The sequence below is a fragment of the Fibrobacter sp. UWB4 genome (assembly GCF_002210345.1).
In the GTDB taxonomy this organism is placed as follows: Bacteria; Fibrobacterota; Fibrobacteria; order Fibrobacterales; family Fibrobacteraceae; genus Fibrobacter.
The window spans coordinates 50,903-75,697 of record NZ_MWQI01000011.1; the positions used below are offsets into that span (position 1 = coordinate 50,903).

The 24,795-nt window shown below is 42.9% G+C and carries 22 protein-coding genes and 1 pseudogene; 12 read left to right on the forward strand and 11 right to left on the reverse strand.

Annotated features, from left to right (window positions below; translation table 11 throughout):
* Positions 1 to 148: 148 nt before the first annotated feature.
* The 4 genes from B7990_RS13760 (at position 149) to B7990_RS13775 (ending at position 5,584) form a co-directional block, all read left to right on the forward strand.
* Positions 149 to 1,954: a hypothetical protein gene (locus tag B7990_RS13760; RefSeq protein WP_088641451.1), complete on the forward strand. Its 1,806-nt coding sequence runs from the start codon at positions 149 to 151 to the stop codon at positions 1,952 to 1,954.
* 39 nt (positions 1,955 to 1,993) lie between these two features.
* Positions 1,994 to 4,198 (forward strand): ABC transporter ATP-binding protein, encoded by a 2,205-nt coding sequence (locus B7990_RS13765; protein WP_088641452.1) that lies wholly within the window; start codon positions 1,994 to 1,996, stop codon positions 4,196 to 4,198.
* Between the two features lies 1 nt (position 4,199).
* On the forward strand, positions 4,200 to 5,180 hold the full coding sequence (locus B7990_RS13770) for a hypothetical protein (RefSeq protein ID WP_088641453.1): 981 nt from the start codon (positions 4,200 to 4,202) through the stop codon (positions 5,178 to 5,180).
* 101 nt (positions 5,181 to 5,281) lie between these two features.
* A complete protein-coding gene (locus B7990_RS13775) occupies positions 5,282 to 5,584 on the forward strand; it encodes an AbiH family protein (RefSeq protein ID WP_088641454.1) in 303 nt (100 codons plus the stop codon).
* Between the two features lie 70 nt (positions 5,585 to 5,654).
* Here B7990_RS13775 and B7990_RS13780 read toward each other — a convergent pair whose 3' ends face one another.
* From B7990_RS13780 to B7990_RS13795, 4 genes are read right to left on the reverse strand one after another with little or no spacing between them, the layout of a single operon-like run.
* Positions 5,655 to 6,329, reverse strand: coding sequence for a hypothetical protein (locus tag B7990_RS13780; protein WP_088641455.1), 675 nt, complete (start codon positions 6,327 to 6,329; stop codon positions 5,655 to 5,657).
* A 34-nt stretch (positions 6,330 to 6,363) separates the two neighbouring features.
* Positions 6,364 to 7,146, reverse strand: coding sequence for a hypothetical protein (locus tag B7990_RS13785; protein WP_088641456.1), 783 nt, complete (start codon positions 7,144 to 7,146; stop codon positions 6,364 to 6,366).
* Positions 7,147 to 7,167: 21 nt separating this feature from the next.
* Positions 7,168 to 9,384, reverse strand: a complete 2,217-nt coding sequence (locus tag B7990_RS13790; protein ID WP_088641457.1) for a S8 family peptidase — start codon at positions 9,382 to 9,384, stop codon at positions 7,168 to 7,170.
* Entirely contained in the window at positions 9,384 to 10,424 is a 1,041-nt protein-coding gene (locus B7990_RS13795; protein ID WP_088641458.1) for an ATP-binding protein, read from the reverse strand. The genes B7990_RS13790 and B7990_RS13795 overlap by 1 nt, the downstream gene beginning before the upstream one ends.
* Before the next feature lie 156 nt (positions 10,425 to 10,580).
* On the opposite strand from B7990_RS13795, the gene B7990_RS13800 reads away from it, so the two are divergent.
* From B7990_RS13800 to B7990_RS13820, 5 genes and pseudogenes are all read left to right on the forward strand, one after another.
* Entirely contained in the window at positions 10,581 to 10,742 is a 162-nt protein-coding gene (locus tag B7990_RS13800) for a hypothetical protein (protein ID WP_176407340.1), read from the forward strand.
* Between the two features lie 69 nt (positions 10,743 to 10,811).
* Positions 10,812 to 11,477, forward strand: a pseudogene (gene rhuM, locus B7990_RS13805) (RhuM family protein); the annotation flags it as partial.
* Between the two features lie 215 nt (positions 11,478 to 11,692).
* Positions 11,693 to 12,328 carry a fibrobacter succinogenes major paralogous domain-containing protein gene (locus tag B7990_RS13810; RefSeq protein ID WP_088641461.1) on the forward strand — a complete coding sequence of 212 codons (636 nt, stop codon included), beginning with the start codon at positions 11,693 to 11,695 and terminating at the stop codon, positions 12,326 to 12,328.
* 40 nt (positions 12,329 to 12,368) lie between these two features.
* Positions 12,369 to 12,746 carry a PEGA domain-containing protein gene (locus tag B7990_RS13815; protein ID WP_088641462.1) on the forward strand — a complete coding sequence of 126 codons (378 nt, stop codon included), beginning with the start codon at positions 12,369 to 12,371 and terminating at the stop codon, positions 12,744 to 12,746.
* Positions 12,734 to 13,462 carry a hypothetical protein gene (locus B7990_RS13820; RefSeq protein WP_088641463.1) on the forward strand — a complete coding sequence of 243 codons (729 nt, stop codon included), beginning with the start codon at positions 12,734 to 12,736 and terminating at the stop codon, positions 13,460 to 13,462. Before B7990_RS13815 ends, B7990_RS13820 begins: the two co-directional genes overlap by 13 nt.
* Here B7990_RS13820 and B7990_RS13825 read toward each other — a convergent pair.
* From B7990_RS13825 to B7990_RS14980, 4 genes are all read right to left on the reverse strand, one after another.
* Complete coding sequence (locus tag B7990_RS13825; protein WP_088641464.1) at positions 13,423 to 14,118, reverse strand: hypothetical protein; 696 nt, start codon at positions 14,116 to 14,118, stop codon at positions 13,423 to 13,425. The two genes, B7990_RS13820 and B7990_RS13825, sit on opposite strands and share 40 nt — an antisense overlap.
* A gap of 137 nt (positions 14,119 to 14,255) precedes the next feature.
* Positions 14,256 to 14,978 (reverse strand): tRNA 2-thiocytidine biosynthesis TtcA family protein, encoded by a 723-nt coding sequence (locus B7990_RS13830; protein WP_088641465.1) that lies wholly within the window; start codon positions 14,976 to 14,978, stop codon positions 14,256 to 14,258.
* 108 nt (positions 14,979 to 15,086) lie between these two features.
* Positions 15,087 to 16,208, reverse strand: coding sequence for a DNA polymerase III subunit beta (gene dnaN / locus B7990_RS13835; protein ID WP_088641466.1), 1,122 nt, complete (start codon positions 16,206 to 16,208; stop codon positions 15,087 to 15,089).
* Between the two features lie 3 nt (positions 16,209 to 16,211).
* A complete protein-coding gene (locus tag B7990_RS14980; RefSeq protein ID WP_159462327.1) occupies positions 16,212 to 16,361 on the reverse strand; it encodes a hypothetical protein in 150 nt (49 codons plus the stop codon).
* Between the two features lie 63 nt (positions 16,362 to 16,424).
* Here B7990_RS14980 and B7990_RS13840 point away from each other — a divergent pair, with 63 nt between their 5' ends.
* Together B7990_RS13840 and B7990_RS13845 are read left to right on the forward strand one after the other, a co-directional pair.
* Complete coding sequence (locus B7990_RS13840; RefSeq protein WP_088641467.1) at positions 16,425 to 16,706, forward strand: hypothetical protein; 282 nt, start codon at positions 16,425 to 16,427, stop codon at positions 16,704 to 16,706.
* A complete protein-coding gene (locus tag B7990_RS13845) occupies positions 16,693 to 17,514 on the forward strand; it encodes a M23 family metallopeptidase (RefSeq protein WP_088641468.1) in 822 nt (273 codons plus the stop codon). The genes B7990_RS13840 and B7990_RS13845 overlap by 14 nt, the downstream gene beginning before the upstream one ends.
* A gap of 35 nt (positions 17,515 to 17,549) precedes the next feature.
* On the opposite strand, the gene B7990_RS13850 is transcribed toward B7990_RS13845, so the two are convergent.
* Positions 17,550 to 18,233, reverse strand: a complete 684-nt coding sequence (locus B7990_RS13850) for a hypothetical protein (RefSeq protein ID WP_088641469.1) — start codon at positions 18,231 to 18,233, stop codon at positions 17,550 to 17,552.
* Between the two features lie 10 nt (positions 18,234 to 18,243).
* Positions 18,244 to 18,939, reverse strand: a complete 696-nt coding sequence (locus tag B7990_RS13855; protein ID WP_088641470.1) for a hypothetical protein — start codon at positions 18,937 to 18,939, stop codon at positions 18,244 to 18,246.
* 416 nt (positions 18,940 to 19,355) lie between these two features.
* Here B7990_RS13855 and B7990_RS13860 point away from each other — a divergent pair, with 416 nt between their 5' ends.
* Positions 19,356 to 20,891 carry an Rne/Rng family ribonuclease gene (locus B7990_RS13860; RefSeq protein ID WP_088641471.1) on the forward strand — a complete coding sequence of 512 codons (1,536 nt, stop codon included), beginning with the start codon at positions 19,356 to 19,358 and terminating at the stop codon, positions 20,889 to 20,891.
* Positions 20,892 to 21,099: 208 nt separating this feature from the next.
* Here the strand turns inward: B7990_RS13860 and B7990_RS13865 are convergent, their stop codons facing one another.
* Entirely contained in the window at positions 21,100 to 24,789 is a 3,690-nt protein-coding gene (locus tag B7990_RS13865) for a fibro-slime domain-containing protein (protein WP_254917543.1), read from the reverse strand.
* Between the last annotated feature and the right edge of the window lie 6 nt (positions 24,790 to 24,795).

A 24,795-nucleotide genomic window follows, 5' to 3' on the forward strand; every position in this document is an offset into this window, starting at 1 on the left:
GCAATTATATTCCCATAGGATTGCGTCTGCAATTCCAAACCCGTGTGGCAACTCCCAAAAACTTACCGCCCTCCACGACAAACTCCTCCCGCTCCTAATGAACGGCCAAGTAATAGTGGGGTAAAAAATATTATATGAGGTCAATAAGATGATTACAAATATTACAGTGAAAAATATAAAAGGATTTGATGATTCTTCAAGGGGAAATATTGATTTAGAATTGGTTCCAAATAAGGTGAATATACTGATTGCTCCAAATGGATTTGGCAAATCTTCGCTTGCCGCTGCTATTTCCTCATTGACTAAAAAAGGATTACGAGTTGATGTTGAAAATAAATTTAGGAAAGATGAGTCTAGAGAGCCCTTTCTATCAATGACCTTAAATGGGGAGATTTTGGAGGACGCAAAATTATCGAATGAAATCACGTGTGTTGTGATAAAATCCCATGTAGAAGCGACTTCAATTCAAAAAAATATGGGAAAGTTTTCGTCAGTGACAAATCACTTGGATATCTCAGATATTGTTGTGAAAAATACAATCCCTCCTAAAGCGGAGATATCGTATAAGTTTGAAAGCAAGAAGAAAGCTTTTGGTGTGAATGGCAAGATTCTTTTTAATATAAAAGACTTATTTGGTGATCCTAAATTTGTTAAAATATTGGATAATTATAAGGATTTATTTGATAAAATTTGTTCAACAAGGCGGCGCTTGGCCTTGATAGAGAATGTGGTATCTAAAATAAATACTTATAAGGGAACTACCGAAAAAATAAAAACATTGATAGATGAGTCTATATTTACAGAAATAAAAAGAGATGAATGTTATTCTCAAGTTGCTCTCGTATTAAACGAAAATGGATTTGCTAAAGATGCTTTAGATGAATTCATTATAATCTATCAAATAATTAAAATATGGGGAGGTGAAATAAAGAAATATATTAACTGTTTTATGGATCGTTATAATTATGAAAAAGAAAAGCGCCTTTTTGATGACTCATTGAATTTGTTAAGTCCTGAATGGAAAGGTATAAAGACAGAAGAAATAAAAAAATCCTTGGTAGTTCGATATCCTTATGCAAATGAATTGTCTAATGGGCAGCGAGATGTCTTGACTTTTGTGACAGAATTGATTAAGTTCAAGACTAAAATTAAAGAAGGGAAGAAATATTTTTTGTTAATAGACGAAGTCTTTGATTATTTAGATGATGCAAATACAATAGTTGCTCAATACTATTTGACGAATTTTTTAAATAAAGATTTATCTGCTGAAATTTATGTTTGTGTATTGACTCATTTGGACCCAAAATATTTTAGAAGTTATATTTTTTCATCAAAGAAAATCAATATTCAGTATCTCTTGAAAAGTTTACCTATTTCAGGAAATGCTATGAAAATGTTTATTGCACATAGAGAAGGTTTGTCAAATAAGAATGTGCCGAATTCCCTTTATAACAACTTGTCCAAATATCTGTTTCATTACAACCCGCAAAAGGTTGATTATTCATCGGAATTAACATCTTCAAAATCTGGTTTCCGAAAAACTTTTGGAAAAACAGAAGTCTTGAAAAATTATCTTATTGAGGAATTGAATAAGTATTTTTCAGAACGTGAACCGTATGAGCCTTATGCTGTAGCTATGGCACTCAGACATAGAGTGGAAAAAATTTGTTATGAGAAAATAGAATCAACATTAAAAAATGATTTTTTAGAGATTCATAAAACTACAGACAAACTTGATTTTTGCTTAGATCATGGTTTTGATGTTCCAGATGTTTTTTATATTGTTTCTGCAATTCACAATGAAGCGGATCATTTGAAATTTGACCCTAATAATCCGAATGATTTTTTGGAAAAGAGTATGGTTTATAAATTACAGAATAATGTAATCAAACAAGCTCTTAAAAAGCTATTTGAGTACAATGGCGAACCAATTTCTGTCGATTCAATAATGTAATGAAGTCAACATCCACTTAATTTGCAGAACAGGTAACAAATGTTTAAAATAGATTCTTTAGAAATAAGAAAAAATAAAGAGGCGAACAAGTCTCTTTACAAGAATTTGAAACCGGGATTGTATCTATTTCATTCCATAGAACCATCCAATTTATGGGGTGAACATGTGAATATACAAGCTATTGTTGGAAAGAATGGCTCTGGCAAAAGTTCGTTAATGGATGTTCTGTATATGGCTATTAACAATTTTGCCTATATGTTCGAACGAGGACATCACAGAGCCGCCGCAACATCATTATGCTATGTTAAGGGTTTATATGTAAATGTTAAATATTCGTTGGATGATGTTCAATATGTTCTTTCGTGCGATGGGAATTCTACTAAATTAATACGAGTCAATACCGAAGAAACTATTGCAAATTTTCATCTGAATTCAAGAAATGCAACTAGGGAAGAAATTGATGATAATGCCATTCGTACCATCGTAAAGAGTTTTTTTTACACGATTGTTTCTAATTATTCCATGCAATCTTTTATTTCATCTAATTATGCATGTGATACTAATGTCTATAACATAGATGAACACCGAGATGATGATTCCGAAAATGTAAATAGTTATGGACGATCTTGGGTTGATAATCGAGATAGCGAAAATGATTCAAAAGAAAAAATATGGTTGAATAGTATTTTTCATAAAAATGACGGATATGTTCGTTCTATTACGCTGAATCCATATCGAGATAATGGTGTTATTAATATGGAAAAAGAAAAAAAACTTGCAAAGTATAGATTAGTAGCGTTACTGATTGATGGAGCAAAAAGCAAAACAAATATATTTAGAGACTATGCATTAGATAGAATAACTTTTTCTTTAGACAAGGATTTTGTAAAGCGTAAATTCCCTAATTATTCTATTAAGAAATTGATTAATTCTGTAATAAAACAACTGGAGGACAAAGATAGTGATTTATTTAATATTGTGGAATCATTTAATTTGGAAATTGATTTTATAAAAAAACAATTGAATAACAAAGATAGTGATTTGAATTATGTTTCTGAGTCAATAAAATTGCAGTTGATTGCATTGGCGTATTTGCAGAAGAAAATGGAAAAAATTATAGAAAATTATGAATCATATAAATTGTATAGGTTTAATGAGAAATTATCGGTATATGACACTAATAACAAAAATAGAAAGAATCACCTTAAAGATTTATGCAAGCAAATAAAAGATGATCCGTCGCATGTAGTGACCAAAATCAAACAGACGATAAATTTTCTTTCGTGTAGAAAAAATAATTTTTTTGAAGAAAATGAGACTAAATCAAAAAAATGGCTTGATAAGGAATTTACATATAAGCAATATTGTAGGGAAGGATTTGTTCGCTCTTACGCTTCTTTAGATGAGATTGTGGCAAGTTTCCCGCCTCCAATATTTAAGTATGAAGTTTATTTAAATAGAATTGTTTTAAATGATGTGGATAAGTATAAAAAACAAAAAAAATATCTAGGATGTATGGCTGTTGATGTTGCAAAATCAATGCAAAATCTTCCAAAAGAGGCTTTTTTTATTTCAACGAAAGGTGGTTTGTTGAATACAAAAAGAAATGGTAAAAGATGTGACGAATACTTTAACAGGGGAATAAACATAAAATGGAATGGGGAATATTGGAAAAGAGATGAGATAAATCTAAGCGAATTAAGTTCTGGAGAGTTGCAGATGATGCACACCCTTTCAACGCATGCATACCATATAAGAAATATAATGTCTGTAAAAAATGATGCAATAAAGTATCATAGTATAAATATGGTTTTTGATGAAGTTGAAATTTGTTTTCACCCAGAATACCAAAGACAATTTATTTCTCGATTATTAGCTATGCTAAATGCTCTATGTAGGTTTGAACAAAATTGCAATTTCAACATTTTTATATTGACTCATTCACCTTTCATTCTGTCGGATATACCATCATCAAATATTTTGTATATGGAAAATGGACAAATGTTGGATAAGAATAAATATGGGCTACAAGAGACCTTTGCGCAAAATGTAAGTGTGTTGTTGAATCAAAGTTTCTTCATGAATTGTTTTATAGGTGATTATGCGAAGAAAAAAATTGCAGAGATTATTGATGATATAATGAAAAAAAAGAAAACTAAACAGCATCAGTTGGAAACTCGTATAAACATGATAGGGGATGAATTTATTAAAAGCCAAATGAAGAAACGAATAGAGAAAGTTTAGTATGTATAGATTTTTTATTGATGATGTTGAAACCCATGCTTCCGACGTTGCGAAAAAATTAATTAATGGGGTAAAAGGCCTACAACGTCCTGTTGTAAGAAAAAAAGATGGTAGTGTAGATGAATATAAAGGATTGGCCTTGTTGAAGTCAAAATTAAAAAATGTCCATGCTGATGATGGATATTTGGAATACATTCAACATATTATAGATCATTATGATGAGATTCTTACGCTACGCCCTTCTCAATTTGAGAAGTTTAAGGATGATTATTTCAATATCGCCGATGTTAATTTGTCAACTAAATTTAAAATAGACAATGTACATCAAGAGTTTTATAAGCACGTTGCTTCATATATGTGCTGTAACACAGTGAAAAAGTATGTACGAAGAATTATGATAGATTCTTTAAAAATAAGAAAATGCATTTATTGCAATGATATAGAAATTCAGGAAATGGATCATTTTAAGCCAGAAGCTATGTATCCTTTTTTGTGTACATCTTTTTTTAATTTATTCCCGTCATGTAAACGATGTAATGGCAAAAAAAATAAATGGACAGGAATAAATGAGTTTTGTTTATATCGGGAGAAGGAATCCGAGGATTGCAACCCATTTAAATTTGATTTTCCGGAAATTTTGGAAGATTATTTAACATATGAAAATGAAAAACATACCATAAAGTTTAGTAGTCCTAGCGGATATGCAAAAGAAGAAATTGGCGATGCGTGTTTGGATATTGAAGGTCGTTATAATGATGTGCTGTCTGATGCTCGCAAACATTTGAAATCCGTATTAGATAAGTACAAACATCAGATGGGAAGTCTTCCTGCGACATTAAATGCGTGCTCAGAATTGGGCATTACAAAAAAAGATGAAATTGAATTTGTTCTTGGCGATTGCTATAAGGTGGAAGACATTCATAAAGATAGATTTGTAAAAATGACTATTGATTTTGGAAAAGAGACTGGAATGCTTAAATAGATTGTACCTTGGTATTGTGCTGAGCGGTGCCATACTTAAAAAAGGAAATTGCATAAAAGTTGGCTTTTTTATCTCCCGCCTTTGAATATAGGGATTAATCAATGTGTTTAATTATTTGTGAAAATAGTTTTGATTTGCATCATAATCTGTCGACAAGCTTTTCTGATTATCGTAAATTTCTTGATGAAAAATATCCTGATGTGGTACCGGGAATTCTTGAAAATGAATACTTCTTCGGTGTAATGAATGAGGATGATTATTGGACTGATGTTGAAGACAATCTTTTCTTCAGTTATGAACGGATGCTTGAAGATTCACACGAAAAAAGCATACGCAGAATTGAAAAAAGAAGTGCGAAATCATTAAGGATGCGTATGAATTTTTCAATGCAGATTATGAAATGATGAATAAGATGATGCGGTTGTATTGTGATTATTTGGTGAAGAATTTGCAAAATGCTAGTGGTGCAAATGTCTAACTTCCGAAAACTGTTTTTATAGACGATAGAATAGTCAGGATTTCTTTTAGTGTTGGTGAAAGGCCGGAATTATTGGTATTAATTTCAATTTTGTCCAATTTCTTTATGAGCATATCTAGTTTTTTGTTTATTTTCCCCAGATCAATCTCAACAGCATCCTTCGTCTTTTCGTCTTCTTTTCTAACGAAAATGATATCCTTGTCCTTTTTGAAGGTATCTTTTGCTCGTTGGACATATTCTTTATCGACATTCTTTAGGCAAAGACGGTCGAAATCAAAACTTTCCTTGCTGTTCTTTTTTATGAATTCTACATCCTTTACTGTAGCGAGAGAAGAATTGATTCTTTTGAATAGCGAAGGTGCGGCATCTAATTCTTTAATAGTAATTCCTGCTTCTTCGGCAAGGCGGATAATAAGAGATGTTCCATTGGGGCCTGTGCCTGGATAACCTGATGTCAATCCGCTTTTGATAAAGACAACGAGGTCCCGATTTTCAAAGCATAGCATTAGGGCGTGATAATTTTGGCAAGTTAAAATGGTCATGTCCGTAATTTTACGACTGCCATAAAGACGCTTCATAAAATCGTCAATGCAATACTGGGTCGCTCTAGTCGAACCTTCGTATTTGATATCGGTGCAATAAAGGCCGAGCGGATCGTTATCGAGAATCATATAAAACTTTTTTTGAATGTGATTGGGAACGTTGTTAAACTCTTTTGGCCTTTGGAATGTTTTCAATGACAGATTCAGGAAGACTTTTGATTCTCCCGTTTGCTAAATCTATTCCAGAGGCGTTTTGATATCCTAGCGCATAAAGAAACATTTCTGCGCCTAAAACTGTTGGTACCATGATAATCCCATTCTTCGGTAAGGGAAATAAACATTTTGATTTGTCAGAATCAGAACCAATAGCGCAATAATCACCGATTAAACCTTGGCTTCTTAGACCCATAATTGAATGAAGGAGAATGGAACTTTTATTTTCTTCTTTCGAAAAGTCCATAGCTTTATCATAGTCATTAAGTGAAATGAGAATCTGTATGTCTGGTTCGGTTCCTAAATTTATGGGATTATCTTTGAAAAGATTAAAGACTGAATAATAAAACAAATAGTGCAATCGCAATTGATATACAGACATTGCTTTTATCAAATTTAATATAGATATAGCTCTGTCGTCTCTGTCTATTGAAGTTCGTGAACTAGCTAAAACGCCTCCATAATATTCGGTAAGTATTTCGTTTTCGCAAAATTTTCCATCATCTATAATATTTTTTAAAACTCTTGGAGATACTTGACCGTTGTCGTTAATTCTATCGCCAAGTTTTTGTTTTGCGTTCGAAAAAATATTGTTGAGATTTATATTACATTTTTCAACAAGATTTTTTATTTCTCCACCTATATAATCTGCAGTAGGGCCTAGGATTTTCTTTAAAAGGTCCTTAGATGAGATGATTGTTGCTGTGGTTATGATTGAGACGTCAATATCCATAATTTCTCCCTATTATTTGTTTTACTCCCACACGATATCTTCTTCAGCCTTGTTGCGGACTTCAACAAGAATTTCAACATTTACTCGGTTCACAAGCCAGCCACGCAGACTGCACTGCTGAATGAATTCGGCTATGCGATTTTTGCCGTTAAGTTCCTTAAGCGTGACAACTACGCCAAAGGGGAGTCCTTCGCCGTCATGCTGTCTTAAACGGTTCATTGTAGTGAGTTTAATACCCCAATTCCCATTGCCATTGGCGTAAACCTTGCGGGGCTTGCTTCGGCTTGTCAAGTTGTCTGCGATATACTTGATGTTGTCCCATTTGCGGAAATACCGGCGGACATGTTCTTCGGTAAAGTCATTCAAGTCATCGATGTCATCGGGTTCTTCTTTGTTGCCCTTGATGCTTTGCACTCGTCCTTTGTCATTGATTCGTCCGAATCGGAGTTCCATCTCGGTGTTGGTGTAATCAACTCCCTGGTTCCGTTCACAGTTGGGGTAATAGCAGAGTGTCGCCCTTGCTACAAAGGGGTGTGTGTCGTTTGCTATTGGGATGGGGATGCCGTAGTTATAGGTATTGTATTGTTGAGATTCGCCCATCAAAATAAAACGGATTTCGTCATCCTTACTGCGGATGATGTCGTCGATTTTTCTAGGAGCAACGCCATATCCGATTTTTGTCGATGATTCTTCATTTGGGGTCCAACCGGCGGCAGAATCTATGAGCATCGCTTTGGCGACTTCGCGACGTAAACCCATGACATAAATCAAGTAGGCCATTTTTCGGGCAATCCATGGCGCCGCATACGATGTTCCAGAAACTAGCGTTATGCCTTTAGGGCCATATGCAACCATTTTTTTCTTATAGTCACCACCATAATAGCAGAGGTCGGGCTTGTTGTAGAATGAGAGAACGGGCCCAGTACGTGTATAAGACGCCGGTTTCTTTTCAAAATTTACGGAATTTACAACAATGGAATTGATGGAATCTGCCGGTGCTCCGATTCGCTTTTCACCGTTTTCGCCAACATCCTTATTCGTTCCTGCGATAATGAACGTTACATCATTTTCGTATTGGATTTTGTCAAGGATGGCTGCTTCTGGAGAAATATAGTTCTCGGGAATTTCTTGTTTTGAACCGAGCGAAAGGTTCCAAACTTTGATGTTCTTATTTTCAGAGACAATTTGCCTGATGGTCTTTAATATGGTAAACGTGCTACCGACATTTCCGGCAAGAACGCCGAAATGCTTTACGCGAAAATGGCCGCAACCGTCGTCAAGTTCCGGATTAAGCGCTGGGCCATCTACGATGATTGAAGAAACCGTGGTTCCGTGTTCGGAATCTTCCTTTTTGATTTCGATTTCATCGGAGACAGTGTTGACGTAATCAACCCATTTTGAAAAATAGGCGTTTGTATCGAAAACGGTATCAATGACGCCGATAATCGGTTCATTTGTTGGCTCGGCAATGCGAGGCTTTACACCTTCGGCGGTTTCAAAATCGTCTTTAGTGTATTTGGAAATATCTGAAACGGCCATTGCAATAAGGTAAGGAGCCTTGTTGTTCAAGATGCTTACTTCATGAGGATTTAATTGCAATGTAGTTCCGTTGATGATTCTGTCATTGGTTATGACGATGCCGAAACTTCTTAGCAAATCCACAGCGTCTTCGCCGATGTCATAAATGGAAATAAGGGAGGTTTCGTCTAAATTTTTCGGAGCGCGGTCTTTTGCAAAATGACTTATATAAAAGCAATCTTTTACGCACTGCATAAATGGCGTTTTGTGCATAACTTTGATTGACCATGTGTCCGTAGATAATTGCTCTAGATCTTCGGCGGTGACTTCTCCGCCGAAATTGTTTTCAATAATTTTTTGGCAGTCATCTAGGCGCTCTATCGCCTTGGTGAATTCGCCTTTGTCAAAGCAGTAGGTGATGATATGTTTTGTTTTTGTCTTATCAAATTTTGCACCTACAATATGCTCGTCGCAATTGAATGCGAAGATACTACGCATACGGTTGCTTTTGGCAATAATGCGGTTATAATGTACATCTAGCAAAGCCTTGGATAGTGTAGAATCGTGCAACCATCTTGATTGCTCGATTTTAAGTTCCTGAATTAGCAATGCGACATGCTTTGCTGTTACGGCACCTTTGCTGGGGAGCTTTGGGGCACCCGATGTTGTCGGATTAGGAGCGTGTTCAAATCGCCCTTTTAAAAGGAGAACGTCATTCATTATTTATCTCCTTGTAAAGCTCTGGCTACTTGGCTCTTTGAAACGCCAGAAAGTATTTCGATTTCGCGGACGGTGAAACCTTGTTCCTGTAATTGCTGCAAATCGCTTGGAATGTGGCCGATGAATTTTTCGTACAAGCGTCTAAGGTAATCGCACTCAATGCTTGCATCGCTGAATGCGACGGCTGTCTTGATGATGTTCTTGAGTTCACCTGGATTGGGGAGGCTTCCGTTCTTGCTGATAATCTTGAAGAATAGCCTCGTGTTCCGACCGGCAATTTTGAACTTGGTCAAGAAACTGTTTAAAATAGATTCTGCGATTTCTTGCAGGTCTTCTTGCGTGTATCTGTTGAAATCGACTATGGAATCGAAACGGCGGGAGAGCGCCTTGTCAAAGTGCTTGAAAAGGTTCGTCGTGGCGATGACGGTAATCTGTTCATTCAGGTTGTCGAAGCCCTTGAGAATGGCCGACGTGGCGCGGCCCATTTCGCGAAGGTCGTGAGAGTTGGTTCTGTCGAGGGCGATGGCGTCTATCTCATCGAACAGGACGAGAATTTTTTCAGGGTGCGCAAAATGGTTCAGCTCATCGAACAGTGCGGCGATGTTCTTTTGCGTCTGGCCGAGCTTGCTGTCGATGATGGGGTCGAAATCGACGCAGAACAGGTCGCGCTCCAGAATGCGGGCGATTTGCCGTACGGATTCGGTCTTGCCCGTTCCGGGTGCGCCCTGGAACAGGAACTTGTTGATTCCCATGTTCCGCTGGATGGCGTTGATGATTCCGATAACGTCCTTTTCAATGGGCGTGGGGAGCGGCAGCGAATCGTGCGAAGGGGCGACCTTGCGGAAAAAGGTCATCTGGTCTTCGTGCATTTGCGGCACAAAGGCGTTCGCGCTGGACATAAGGGCCATGATGTATTCCGAAAGCTGAAAATCGCCGCTAGCGTCAAAATCCCGGGCAATTTCGTATGCCTCCTCGCGGAATGCGGGGTCGTTTTTCTCGGCGTAATAGCGAATCAGATTGATGACATTCTTCTTTTTCATGGACTTGGCCTTCCTTGTCCTTAATATAAACAATATTGGGACAAAAGTCAAGCATTTTGGGACAAAATGTAAAAATTATGGAAATTTATTAGACGAGGATTTTTGCTATAAATCCCCATGTCTTCCCCGTTCCTTACAATTCCTCGTGCGCGTAGCATGATTTGGCCCGGTTCCCAGCAGACCATGGGCGAGCTTTTGGACCAAGACAAGTTCAGTTGCAAAATCCGCGAATATATTGACGAGGCGGTCGCTGACGATTCCAACCCGATTAAGCAGGCGAGGCGCGAGATAATAAAGAAACTGGAAGGCTGCTATTGAGGGGGTGGTGATGGATTTTTTTATCAGTTTGTCATTTCCTGTCATCCACTTGTAAGTATATTTAACGGCCAGATTGCCGAACTTTTTGCCACCTCGGTTCCAAATATCAATATACACATCGCCAATGTCTTGCAGGACAAGGAATTGGACGAAAATTCAGTTGTAAAGTGTTACTTTACAACTGCCGCAGATGGCAAGAATTACAATGTCCGGTTTTACTCCTTGGATATGATCTTGGCCATTGGTTTTAGGGTCCGTAGTAAGCGGGGGACTCAGTTTCGAATTTGGGCGAACCAGCACTTAAAACAGTTCTTGGTGAAGGGTTTTGATATTGATGATGAGCGCCTCAAGAATCCAGATGGCAGGCCCGATTATTTCGATGAACTCCGCAAGCAGGATATTTATATTGCCAAGAATTATCTGACTCACGACGAAATCGATTCGCTGAACCGTTTGACGGTGCTGTTCCTGGACTCTGCGGAATTGCGTGTGAAGGAACGCCGGGACTTGACGCTGGATTTCTGGCGCAATAATGTAGATGCCTTGCTTAATTTCCAAAATAAAAACGTGTTACGCAATGCAGGGCGTATTTCAAATAAGCAGATGGAATCGCATGTTTCTGAAATTTACGACGAGTTTGCCCTCCGTCGCAAAAAGCAAGATGCCATTGATGCCGATAAAGCAGACATGGAAGAATTGCGACAAATCGAGCAAGAGGTTGGGCGTAGAGGGTAGGGACTTCGTTTTCTTTACCCCCACACAATTTCTTCTTCGGCCTTGCGGTATAGTTTTGTTGAATGGCTTTGATAATCCCGATGATATTGAAATCATACAAACCTGACATTTTAAGTGGTTCGTATAGTTTCTAAGAAAACGGGATATTGGGAAATTAGGAATAGGTCTGTTCCCCGCAATTCTTATGATGAAAAACATTTTTTTAAATTCTCCCTATGCGCATTTCACTCCATACCTCTTTCTTTATCGCCTCTCTTTCCTTCCTCCTCTCGGCTTGTTCTGAGTCTTTCACGGATCGGCGTGACGGGCAGAGTTATGATGTTGTGAAGATTGGCGATCTCACGTGGATGGCGGAAAATCTGAATTACGAAACGGAAACAAGTGCTTGCCCAGATGGTGATACTCGCAATTGCAAACGGTTGGGGCGGCTCTATACATGGGCGGAGGCGAAAACGATTTGCCCTGAGGGATGGCGCCTCCCAACGAAGGCGGACTTTGCGCAGCTCCTCGCGCAGCCCGACGCTGGCGCTCCCGATGCGGTCTCAAATAAAGTTGGCGAGGCGTTAAAATCTCGCGATGGTTGGTTCAAGAAAGGAAACGGCTCTGATGAATTCGGATTCAACGCGCTCCCGGCGGGCTATCGCGGCGCAATCTTGAAAGCGGATGATGGTGCAATTATGGGTGGCAAGTTCGATGGCATCGGCGGTTATGCGTATTTCTGGAGCGCAACCGAAGATGCTGAAAATCCGGAATCGAATGCGTATTATTTGTTCTTGTTGTTCAGCAGTGATGCTGCGAGTTTAAATGCGTTTGCGAAAGAGGACTTTCGCTCCGTGCGCTGTGTCCGATAATCTAATTTGTTTCTAAATTGTTGATACTGTTGGTATCGAAATGTACAAGTATTTAGTCGTCATTTTGCTTTCGTTTTTGCTGTATGGGTGTGCGGCTTCTTTCAATACCGCAAAAAATATTCCTAATAAAGGAACGAAGGGTAAAGTCATTATTACGAATGCTTTGGGAAATGCTGCTGTAAGCATGGATGGTGTTTTTATAGGGACGACTCCTTTAAACGCACCACTCCCAGTGGGAGAACATCGAATTACTTTGAACCATTTGGGAAAAATTATTTATGATTCAACTATCGTTGTGACGGATGATTATGATAGAAATACGACGACCGCTTTAGTTGGTGGTATTGTCGGTGGGTTTGTTCCTTTTCTTCTTTTGCCGTTTCCGTTGAATTTAGTATCCATGTTGTGCCGTCTATAACGACATTTACGGCAGAACGAGAATATGCAGATAAAATTATTGTTAATGATTTCATCCCAAAAATTGCGATGGAGAATGAATCTGAGCAGAAAAAAACGCCAAAACAGGAATATTCATCTTCGGTTTCTCTAGTAGATGATTCGGCGGAAATCATGGCGAGAAATGATGCGATGATTCACGAATATAATGACATTTCGGAAAACTTACCATCCCAAAATTTGTCGCCTGAAACTGCGATGTACGAAGTTGATAAAGATAAGATTTTATTCCTTAAGTTTACACGTAATACAAAAAGCTCAATTTTTGTAGCTGCAACATCTGTTTGCTATGATTTAAAGTCTGATTTGGTTTGGGCGTATGAACCTTATCTGCAAAAAACAAATACTTATTACAGCAATGATTTTTTGCCATGTGATTTGGATTCGATCTCATATACAAGTGAAATCAAAGCCGGATTGATTGGATTTGGTGCAGTGGCTGGAGTTGGGGCGATTGTGGGGGCTATTGTTGGCGGAGGCAAAGGTGCTTTCACTGGAGGCTTTGCAATGGGTGCGTTTGTTGGATTACCTACAGCGTATATTGTAGGTGGGGTGGTAAACAAAAATAATAAACGTGCATGCCAACGTTTTAGGGATGGTGAGCAAGTGAAAGAATGGTATCGTCGCTATTCTTGCCGTCAGAATACAAATCCAATTCCTGAATCGAAAAACCAATAGCTTCCTTTAACGGCTGGACTCAAATAGAGTGTTGCTCCTGCAGAAAGTTGTACGTGCTTTGCTATGAGGATGGATACCCCCAAATATTGCGAAATGATGAATGGAAAACGGAATGAAATTTCGTAATCGCGAACTTCGTCATCCCACCAGGGCCTGTAAAAGAACGGCGCGTATGAAATGGCGATGAACTTTATCGGAAAAAAATTAATGAATCCTCCAAAGCCTCCGTGGAGTTTGAATTCTTGATATTCGCCTTCTTCTTTTCCAGTATAGTTTTCATAACCGTACGCTATTCCTTGGTATTCATGGGATACCCATTCAATCTTGTTGTTGGATGTGTTCATGCTGGCGTTTAGATATGCTGTTACACCAACTTCAATGTATCGTGAGTTTATTCCAATAGAGCCTCGGATAAAAGGGTATGGGTCAAGCCCGATTCCTGCACCCCATAAAGAAAGTTCATTTTTGCTAAAATAATCAAATGAACCTGTTATGGGGAATCTTTTGAATCGGTAAGCGATATTCGCATCCCCTCCTTGTAATTTAACTCCATCTTCGTGGATGTCGTCGTTTTGAATGTCTTCGAGTTGCCATGTTTCCTTGCCGTAAGAACGGATTTGTACACTTGCTCGCATGGCTCTGGATTTTTCATCCATGGAAAATGCCGCTCCAGTAAAAGGCGTTGGAGCATATACATCGAATATGCCTTCTTTGACGCTTGCTTTTTGCCAGCTGCAACTGCATAGGAACGCTCCTATGCATGTAACGAGTGCGTATATGACAAAGACTTTTCTTACAACAAATAATCCATCCTGATATTCCGCATGCTTTCGAACAAATTTGCCTTGAGCGTGGAGCTTCCTTTCGTCAAGCTCTTGATTTCTTCGCGGATGGTCTTGCGGTGGCTTGCTTTCGAGAATTCGCAGGTGCAGGTGAACTTGCGGATGTCCGCGTCTTCGGCATACGCGATGATTTCGCTTTCTTCGCAGTAGCAGAGCGGGCGGATAATGCTGCACGGGTACTTTTCGTATGGCACCATGGGCGGCATGCCGCTGAACTCGCCTTTGTATAGCATATTCATCAAGAGCGTCTCGACGATGTCATCCATGTGGTGGCCGAGTGCAATCTTGTTGAAGTTGTTTTCGCTTGCGAACTTGATGAGTTCCGTGCGGCGCTGCGTGCTGCACCAGTAGCAATTGAGCTTGCGACCTTCCTTGAGACGTGCTTCTACGGCGACGTCTTTAAAATAGAACGGCACTTGCGGGTATTCTTCTGCCATTCGTTGCAAAAATTCGCGGGGAGCCTTGTCTGCAAAATCGCTTTGAATGTGGATGGCGGCAAGTTCGCACTTGGGCCCGAATTTGCCGAGTCGTGCGGCGAGTTCCATCAACAGCACACTGGAATCCTTGCCACCGCTTGTGGCGATAAGCACGCGGTCTCCGTCTTCAATCAAGTTGAAGTCGTGAATGGCTTTTGTGATTTTCTTATTGACTCGTTTACGAATTTGACTCGGCATAATTACTTTATCCGAAGCTCGCGAATTTCTCTTTGCGCGCGGCGGTTCTAAAATGACTCATTAAAAAAGGCTCTCTCGCGAGAGCCTTTAAATTTTTCACGACCGCGACTAGTTGTCGGTGAGGTGCGTCGGCATCAACAAGAACGAGAAGTTCATGTTTTCGCCAACCGGCTCGATGATGCAAGCGCCAAGCGGATTGTTCATCTTCATGATGACTTCTTCGCTCTTGCACATGCCGAGGATTTCTGCGAGGAACTGGCCGTTGAAGCCAATGCAGAAGCTGCCTTCGCCGTTGTGCGTGATAGCGAGTGCTTCGCGAGAATCGCCGCCGACATCCGGGTCTGTGGCGCTGAGTTCGAGAATGTTGCCGTCGAACTGCAAGCGGATCTTGCGGGTACGTGCGTTAGCCATGGAAATCACGCTGCGGATCTTGTTCTGGAATTCCGTGGTGTTGGCCTGAGCGGTGCGTTCAAACTGCTGCGGGATCACAGAGCGGTAGCTCGGATACGGTCCTTCGTAAAGCTTCGAGATGACCTGGATGGAACCCGTGTTGAAGAGGATGTGCGTTGCAGACGTGCGGACTTCAACCGTGGAGTCGCCCTTCGCCATGTGCAGGATGTACTGCAATGCCTTGTGCGGGATGATGACGCCGTTCGAAAGTTCTGCGCCTTCCTGGTCGATGGCGGCGCGGCCCAAACGGTGACCGTCTGTTGCGACCATGGAAATCTTGCCGTCCTTCGCTTCGAGGAACACACCGTTCAAGCTCAAGCGCGTGGAGTCGGTAGATGTTGCAAACAATGTCTTTTCGGCGAGGAATGCAAGTTCGCTTGCGGCGATGTTCAATGTTTCGCCATTTTCAATTTCCGGGAACGGCGGAAAGTCGTTCGCGTCAAAGCCAATGATGCTTGCCTTACCGCGTTCACTCCACTGGATCTTGACCAAGTAATCCTGTGCGTCGAATGTGATGTTTGTGATGCTCGGGTCCACGAGGCTCTTCACCTGATCGAACAGCTTGCGTGCGTTGATGACGACTGCGCCATCACGTTCGCCCTGCACTTCCACCTTGACCCTGATACCGAGGTCGAGGTCGGTTGCACTCACTTCGAGGAAGTTACCTTCGAGGCGGAGCGAAAAGTTGTTGAGGATCTGGATGGTGGACTTGTTCGGAACGGCGCTAATTGCCGCTTGCAGTGCATCCTGCAAAACATTCTTCTGGATAGTGAACTTCATTAATTAGCCTCTCTGGATGATCATTGTTCCTACGAAAAACACAACGACAATGATGGCGAGGAGTACGATGACTCGTTTATCCAGCGCGTTTGACTTCTTTGGAACGAATTTTTTGACGTTTTGCTTTGCTCTTCTGCGATCGCTGCGACTCATAGAAAAATCTCCGTTGTTTTATATCGAAAAATCTACTATTTTAAAGGCTAGTCGGAAGATATTATGAATGAAAATACTCTAAATAAGCTTAAAAATACGGCAAAGGACTGCGCTGCCAACGTGCTTTCTCGCGTTGAATTGTCGATGGTAGAGTGTAAGCTCAGAAATAAGTTCCAGTTGCTCGGACAAAAGGTCTATGAGGCTATTCAGGAAGGCCGTCTGGACTCCATCAAGGATGATCCATCTGCTGTCGAAGCTGTGGGTGCCATCTTTGAAATCAAGAAACAGGTCGCAGAACTTGAACAGAAATTGAACAAAACCGAAGGTCCTAGTGAAAAAGCTTGAGGTCCACATCTACCCGAATAAGGATTCTCGCGGGAAAGATGTCACTTTCTCTGTGAAAAAAGTAATTATTTACTTTGTTTTAACAGTCTGTGCGATTCTTGGATTCATTATGTTTTCGCCAGTGCAAATTGTGGAGAACTTGTCTAATGGCAATCTGATGGATGTCTATCACCAGAATTCGGTCATCAAGAACGAAATCAAGAAAATCCGCACCGTGGTCGATACGACAATTTTGAAAATCGAAGAAACGCGTATCGTACGCGATAGCACCTTGAAACTCGGCGGGCTTGGCTTTACGCTTGAAAATGCGGTGTCGGAGGATGAGTCTCCGAAAAAGAATTTGCATGACATGAGATCGACGCTTCGCAAGACGCTCAACAAGCTTGAGGCTGATTCTGCGCTCGCGGCGCATGTTCCCGTTTTGCATCCGCTCAAGAACCATCACGATATCAAGAGCCGTTTTGAAATGGTCTTTGATGCATTCACGGACCAGGAACTTCCGCACCGTGGAGTTGACTTCTTGGCTGCCGAAGGCGATACCGTCTATGCGCCTGGCGCGGGTACCGTTGTCGAAGTCCGCAAGCATCGTGGTTTTGGACTTTCAATGAAGATTGAACACATGGAACACGTGAAGACGTTCTATGCGCATCTTGGTGAAACTCTTGTTAAGAAGGGCGACAAAGTTCGCCGCGGCGATCCGATTGCGCTCATTGGGCAGAGCGGACTTCAGTCAAGTCTCGGCTTGCACTACGAAATCCGCGTAAACGGTACGCCTGTCAATCCGGAAGATTACTTTATTACGAAGTAGTTTTTAGTCAATAGTCGTTAGTCAATGGTTGTTGGTTATAAATATTTCAACCAGCCAATCTGTTCGACTACAATAGTTATCAATAGCAATGGCCATGCGTTGTCGAAAAAAACGCCAGTTCGCTTTTTTGTAATCATGTTGTACATGAATACCAGCGAAAGCGCAGCGACGATACAGCCGATAACTCGAGAAAAAGTGGCTTCCGGCGTTATGAAAAATCCGGGAAAGCTTCCTGTGAGTAATCCCAGTGCCGCTTTAGATAAACAAAGTCCGGTGATGCCGAAATCTAGTGGTCTTTTAATTTGACGCAGATAGCTCCATGAATAAAATATAAGTAAGCCGACAATTGCGCCTGTGTAAGGAGTGTAAGTTAGAATATCAGTGAGGCTGATTGACTTGAGTGCTTCCTTTGAACCAAATTGTTTATTTTGCATGAAATAAACGATTTGCTCTGCCACGTAAATGCCTCCAAAAACAGTGCCTAGGGGCCACATTGTTATGGCTTTCTTGAAGTTTTCCTGCTCCTTTTGGAGTTCCTTTTTCTTTTTTTCAATAGGCTCAAGTTCGTCTATCCTTTTTTCGACGATTGCAATGCGTTCTTCGGACTCTGCTTTTTCGGCGGCGTCCAGCTCGTCATAAAGTTCATCGTACGATAGCTTGCGAATGCGGTTCTTGAACGCTTCTAAAGATTCTTCGGTTTGAGTCTTTTCTTCTTGCATGCGAATGAATTTACAAAATTGTCAACCGTCCGATTTGCTCCAAAGCAAGTGAAATTAAAACTAGCAGGATTGCGCTTTTGAAAAAAAATCCTTTGTACTTGCCTGCTTGATCGTTATAGAGGTAGAAGATGGACAAAGCGACGATGATGCCTGAAATGAAGCGCGAAACAACCGGTCCCGGCGTAACGAAAAATCCGTAATAGCTACCAAAAATAAGCCCGACAAGACCGTTTGCAGTGAAAAAGACGGAAATTACTTCTGTGATTACGGTATGACCAAATTCTTTTATTTTGTCAATAAAATTTTTTTTCTTTTCGTTCCAAACGGAATAAATGCAAAATGTTAAGCAGACGATGGCGCAAGAATATGGAAAATAGGGAAGGTAATCCGTAAATTGGATTTCTGGATGCGGAGGGGCGCCAAGTATTCGTTTGATAATGCCTACGAACAAGTAAAGGTATTTGGTTGCGCATGCGCCAATTATTAGATCAAAGAGAAGTGTGTACTTTGTGAAGTCGCGATTTGCTTCGTTTCGCATTTTCTCCCATTCACGGAGTTCCTTAGCGACGATATCTCTACGTTCCGGTGTCGGGTCATCTTTGACGGCTTCCCATTCTTTTTCGAGCCGCCCGAGCGTGAAATTTTGAACTCGCCTCTCGTACGCTTTTAAGGATGCTTTGTCTTTTGGAAACGGTTTTTGGCTCATCGCAGATTAATTTAATTAGTCGTTAGTTATTGGTCAATAGTTATTCTCTAAGTTCTGCAAGCTAAAATTTCTCTCGTCTGTAGCCCAAAGGGCGTTCTCTCGCCTCTCGTCTAACTTTACTGGATCCTTCCACCTACGGTGTCAGGATGACGTCCCTAAATTCTAAACTCTTCCCACTGCCAACTAAGTTCTGCCAACTGCCAACTAATCTCTCCTACTTCCTATTTTTCCCTACATTTTAACTGTCTACTGCCTACTGCCTACTGCCTACTTATTATATTTAAGGTCCCCAGGCTCTGCTTTGCAGGCTGGCGGTACTTTCCGTCAAGAAACATCGGGAGCTCGGATGCGGTCCATACTTTTGGACTGGTCTTGGGGATATCTATCAAGTTTTGCTTTACCCTTTAGGAGTTTTAATGGCAAATAAGTGTAAGCGCGGAATCTTGATTAGCAAAACACCGTACGAAAAGCGCATAGCTATCATGGAAGATGGCGAACTTGCGGAATTGGTTGTTGAAGGTGTTTCCTCTAATCGAGTTCTGGGCAATATTTATAAGGGTGTCGTTCAGAAGGTGCTTCCCGCACTAAAGGCGGCATTCATTGACATTGGTCTTGAGAAGGCTGGCTTTTTGCATCAGGAAGACGCCATGGATCGCAACGAACTGTTGCGCCGCGAATATGGTGACGATGATGATGAAGGCGATGCTTCTAAGGAAATTTCGATCGACGAAATTCTCCAGGAAGGCCAGGAAATCATGGTGCAGGTGGTCAAGGAACCGATCAGCACCAAGGGTGCCCGTTTGACGACTCACTTGAGCTTTGCTGGCCGCTTCCTGGTCTGCATGCCGGGCACTAATTTCGTCGGCGTCTCCAAGCGTGAACGCGATCCGGTCAAGCGCCGCGAGTTCAAGAAGGTCGTGCGCCGCCTCAAGGGCCGCGACGTGGGCTACATCGTCCGTACCAACGGCCTCAACGAATCCGAATTCGAAATCAACAAGCAGATGCGCGAACTCGAGAGCAAGTGGGAACAGACGAAGTACAACTTCGAAACCATGCCGCCTGAGACCTGCATCTACGAAGAATCCGATTCCATCGAACAGACGGTTCGCGAATACTTCGGCGACAACACGGACTACGTGTATATCGACAACCGCGACGAGTACTTTGCTCTCCGCGATTACCTGAAGGTTCTTTCTCCGGATAAGCTCGACAAGGTCAAGCTCTGGAGTTCCAGTGAAAGCTTGTTTGAATACTTCAAGATTGAAAACGACTACGCTCGCTCCTTGCAGCGTCAGGTACCGCTTCCGCGCGGTGGCAACCTCGTCATCGAACAGACCGAAGCTCTCGTCTCTATCGACGTGAACACGGGTCCGAAGGTTCATGGCAAGGACCAGGGCAAGATCATTCTCGAGACAAACCTCGATGCTTGCCACGAAATCGCAAAGCAGCTGCGCCTCCGCGATGTGGGCGGCCTCATCATCATCGATTTCATCGATATGGAAACCGATGAAGACCGCGAAGCCGTCTACCAGGAATTCCGCAAGGCGATCCGCCGCGACAAGGCTCCGATTAGCCCGGCCCCGATCAGCCAGTTCGGCCTCATGGAAGTCACCCGTAAGCGCGTCCGCGTGAACCTCATGACTGAAAAGACCGAATGCTGCCCGGTTTGCAACGGCAGTGGCCGCATCGCAACGCTCGAATCGACGCTCGGCATGATCGACCGCTGGCTCGCCCGCGCCCACACCAAGGGTCGTCTCCGCGAAGTGACTCTCGTCGTGAGCGCCCAGGTTGTCGATGTTCTTTGCAAGGACTTGAACCGCATGTTCAACTATCTGGAATACAAGCACAACATCAAGATTTCCCTCGTGGAAGATGAATATGCTCATGTCAACCAGTTCTGGATGTACGACAAGTCGGGCGAAGACATCACGGATCTGTACAACTTTGCATAAGTTGTCTCCCGCGATTCTCGCGAAGGCATTCACGCAATAAGCGTAAAAGAATTCGCCGGCTAACACCGACGAATTCTTTTTTTACACTGTCATTCCCGCTGGATCCTGTCATTCCCGCGAAAGCGGGAATCTCCTTTTTATCATTTATCCTTAAAATTTCGCACAAAAAAAGCGCCTGCATGGCAGGCGCCTTTAGAGAGAACGAAACTTACTCATCCGTGTTCAGGTCGATGGTAAAGCCCTTTGTCTTGCCATGTCGGACACCCCAGAGGAAATCTTGCGTACGGTCCACCTTGGTGCTCTTCCCGACTCGGATCTTGTACGAAAGTCTTGCTATGTAAACGCCCGTACCGACGAGTCTGTTCTTTTTGGACTTCATGTTCCAGGCGAGGAATATCTTGCCGTCCTTGTCGTCGTCAAGGCAGTTGCCGTTGTAGAGCGTATCCGTACAGCTGAGCGATCCGGAATTGCTGTTCACGAATATGCCAAGACTTGTGAAATACTGGGTCTTGTATTCAAGAACTGTTTTCTCAGCAATTGTTTTTGTGATTTTTTCAATAACAGAAGAGTTGCCGTTTGCGATACCGGTGACATCAACCGTATTGATAATTTCGTTCTTGTAGGCATCTACAAGTTCATCGCTTAGCTTGTATTCTTTTTTCGCTTTGTTGATGCTTATGGCTCCTGATTGAACTTCGTTGAGAATTTCTTCAAGAGTCTTGCCGTATAGCTCGATGCACTTGGCGTTATCGTTCTTGATGGCGGATACAAGATTTGTGACCTCGTCTTTGACCAGGCTCGAAAGGCTCAAGTCGCCGAGATAATGTCCTTGTGTGCCGTAGGTCTTGGCAAGGTCCTTCACGGTTATCGGTTTATCCGACTGAATAATCTTTGGCACGGTTGGGTTTGGATTCCTGATAATTGCCTTTGAAGAATCCGACTCGCCGATTGTTACGACTGGAGGACTTGTAACGATAACTTTCTGTTCGCCGGAGATGCGGACGAACGGATTGTTTGCTGGTGTAGTTCTGTGGAGCAGGTCCATGTGGATGCCATGCACCATCCTGATGGAGTCGCCCATGACCGGGATGTTGTCCTTGTCGTTGCTTGTGCTTCTAAAGACTAGCCTCCATTTTGCTTTTGTATCCTTGGCGATGATTTCAGGAACGACATCTGTCCTTTCCAGGTTTGTCTGTTTGAAGAAGTATATGAAGTAGCTTGCATCGATGTCGTTTTCGCAGTCGAGACCTTCACTGAATGTGAGCGCAAGGATTGTCGAACCGTCTTCGCTGTATGAAATTTCAGCGGCCGTAATTACAGGACCGACGGAGTCCGTTACGTCACTTGTAAGATTGATGACTGTCGGAACTCCACCTTCGGAGTACTTCCAGAACGGTGTAATTTTTCCGCTATAGATTTTCTCGGCACCGCCGGTAAACGGTACAGTTCCGAAGCCGCCATTGGGAGAAACGATGGCGATGGAGCTGTCGCGGTCGTTTGACGTGATGTTGCTGCCTGGAACTGCCGGGCTTCCGATAATTGTCGGGAACTTTTCACCAAATTCAAGTTGCACGGAATCCATGCTGACAAAGTTATTGTTCAGTGAATTCATGGGCTTGTTCAGCTTTGCATAGACGCTGTCGCCACGGCCGTCGCCATTCCTGTCGAAGATGCATGCGAATACAACTTGCGGTACAGGCGGTTCCATAAACGAGATGTGTCTCCAGTAAGCTTTTTGGGCTTCGTCTGCGCTGCTCACCATGAGCGTGACGTCCTGAACTGGGGCCGTCGCCTTGACGTAGAATGTCGCTTTTCCCTTTTTGAGGGTGATTGCCGATATGCTGTTGCCGTTTTCGTCGCAGGGGATAAGTCTTGGGTTGGATGTAGTGACGTACACGATGTCGTCAAATACTGACCCGTCGTCGAACATGACGTTTACCGGATAACGCGTGTTCACCCATTTGCCGAGCGTAACGGTATTGCCGTCAACATCGTTTCCGATATTGTTCCAGTTGTTCTTTTCGTCAACAAGGGCGTAGACGATAGGAGGGGATGTGTACTTGTCGATAACGAATGTAATTTCGTCATACTGGGTTTCGTCTTTCTGCAATGAGAAGCGTAATTGGTACGTTCCCGGTGGGAGAGCGCGCTTGCTCTTGATTTGTGCGGTATCGATGGTGAAGCCTGTGTAGCCCGGCTTGATCGTGATGCCTCCGAACCAGACTCCTACACTGTCTAGGGCGATCCCTTCGGAGTAGGCTCCGCCGAATAATGTAAAGTTCGAGGGGGCGTCTACGGTGTCTTTAACAGTTGCACCGGAGAAGTCGCAGGAGAGCGCCTGTTCGCGGATGATCTGGTAGATCTTGTAATCAAGAACGCCGTTGACGTCTCCGCCCTGATAGAACAGGCTTGCGTCAGTCTTCAGGTCGATCGAAGTTCTCATCATGAAGTTGGACTGGGACGTATGGCGTTCGGCATAGAAAATGTGGAACGGATAGTTCTTGCCTTCGGTAAGTCCGAGCGTATCGAGATCGACGGCGCCCAAAACCTGGGTATGCTGTCCGCCGATGTCCACGACGAGGCGGTTGTTGATGAACACCCACACGTCATCGTCGCCAAAGAATTCGAAGTACTGGCCGGGAACGTATTCGAACGTTGCCTGGATCTTCATCGTAAAGCCGTAGTTGTGCCTTTTGCCGTTGGCGGAGATGTTGTCGTAGAACGGGTTCTTGACGGTGTTTTCGGCATCGAGGTACTGGAAGTCGTCGAGCAGGAAGAGGCCGCCTTCGGGGCTCTTGTTGTCTTTTTGCCCAAGCCAGAGGCCGTTGTTGTCAAGATTCAGTTCGATGGAGCGACAGGTCGCGTTGGAGTATTCCTTGCCGTTCTTCTGGGCCACGACTTGCGGCAGGAACCAGTTGTTCAAATGTTCCGTGATCTTGCATTTTTCGGGGAAGTTCGCTGCACGGACGGGAACTCCGTTTGGCCCGAGATATTCCTCGACCATGCCCTTCATGTTGCCTTCCGGAGAATTGCTCCCGGCGCATCCGCCAGAGCCGAAGTCGTCACTGGTGGCGTACATGGGGCCGAAATCAGGGTCGAGGTCCTTGGCTCCGTTGGCGTAAGCCGTCGTCACGGTAGAATCGCGACGGTTGATCGATGTCTTGATGTCGCCATCGCCCTTGGTGCCATGCAGCCAGTCGAACATCATCACGGGGAGCTTTTTCGTCGGGCAGTCACCCAGAATGCCTGGGTATTTTTCGTAAACAGTCGTTGCACTCCCGACTTCTTTACCGGCCTTGACCCAGATGGTGTCGGTTTTGGCTGCAGCGCTGTCGAGAGAAAGCAAGATGCTTTGAGTTGCTGGATTTATTTTGGTGTAATGGATATCGCCTACATAGTCGTAGCCGATGGTCTGCTTGAAGTAAACCTGGAGCGATCCTTGCGGCGGGGTGATTCTTGCTTCAAACCAGCCGCAATAGTTCTTGACGGAGGTCATGTTGACAGAATCGCCGCCCGAAACGTAGAGGATTGCCGATGTGTTTGTCCAGGGGGTGAAGAAGCGGATCAGTTTTCTGGTCGTCGTGGGTGGGCGCGGATCATCTCCAGGTCCGCCTGGATTTGAGGTCTCCGGCGGTTCGATGGGTTCCGGGCTGTTGGTCAGTGTAACGCCAATATCGTCAATAGTGACGATCAGGTTCTCTGCGGCTGGATCAGTGCCCTCTAACGGGGATATGCTTCCTATGGAATTTCTGTTAGAGCATGTGCTGTTGGTGTAGAATGTTAGTTTCGGCTCGCTGGCGGCATCTGTTGTCGCCTTGACGTAGAACTTGTTGTCACCATAGCTTCTGAGCTTGGTGCATGTGGTTGAGCGGGTAATCCCTCTGTCCTTATATTGCATTTTGAC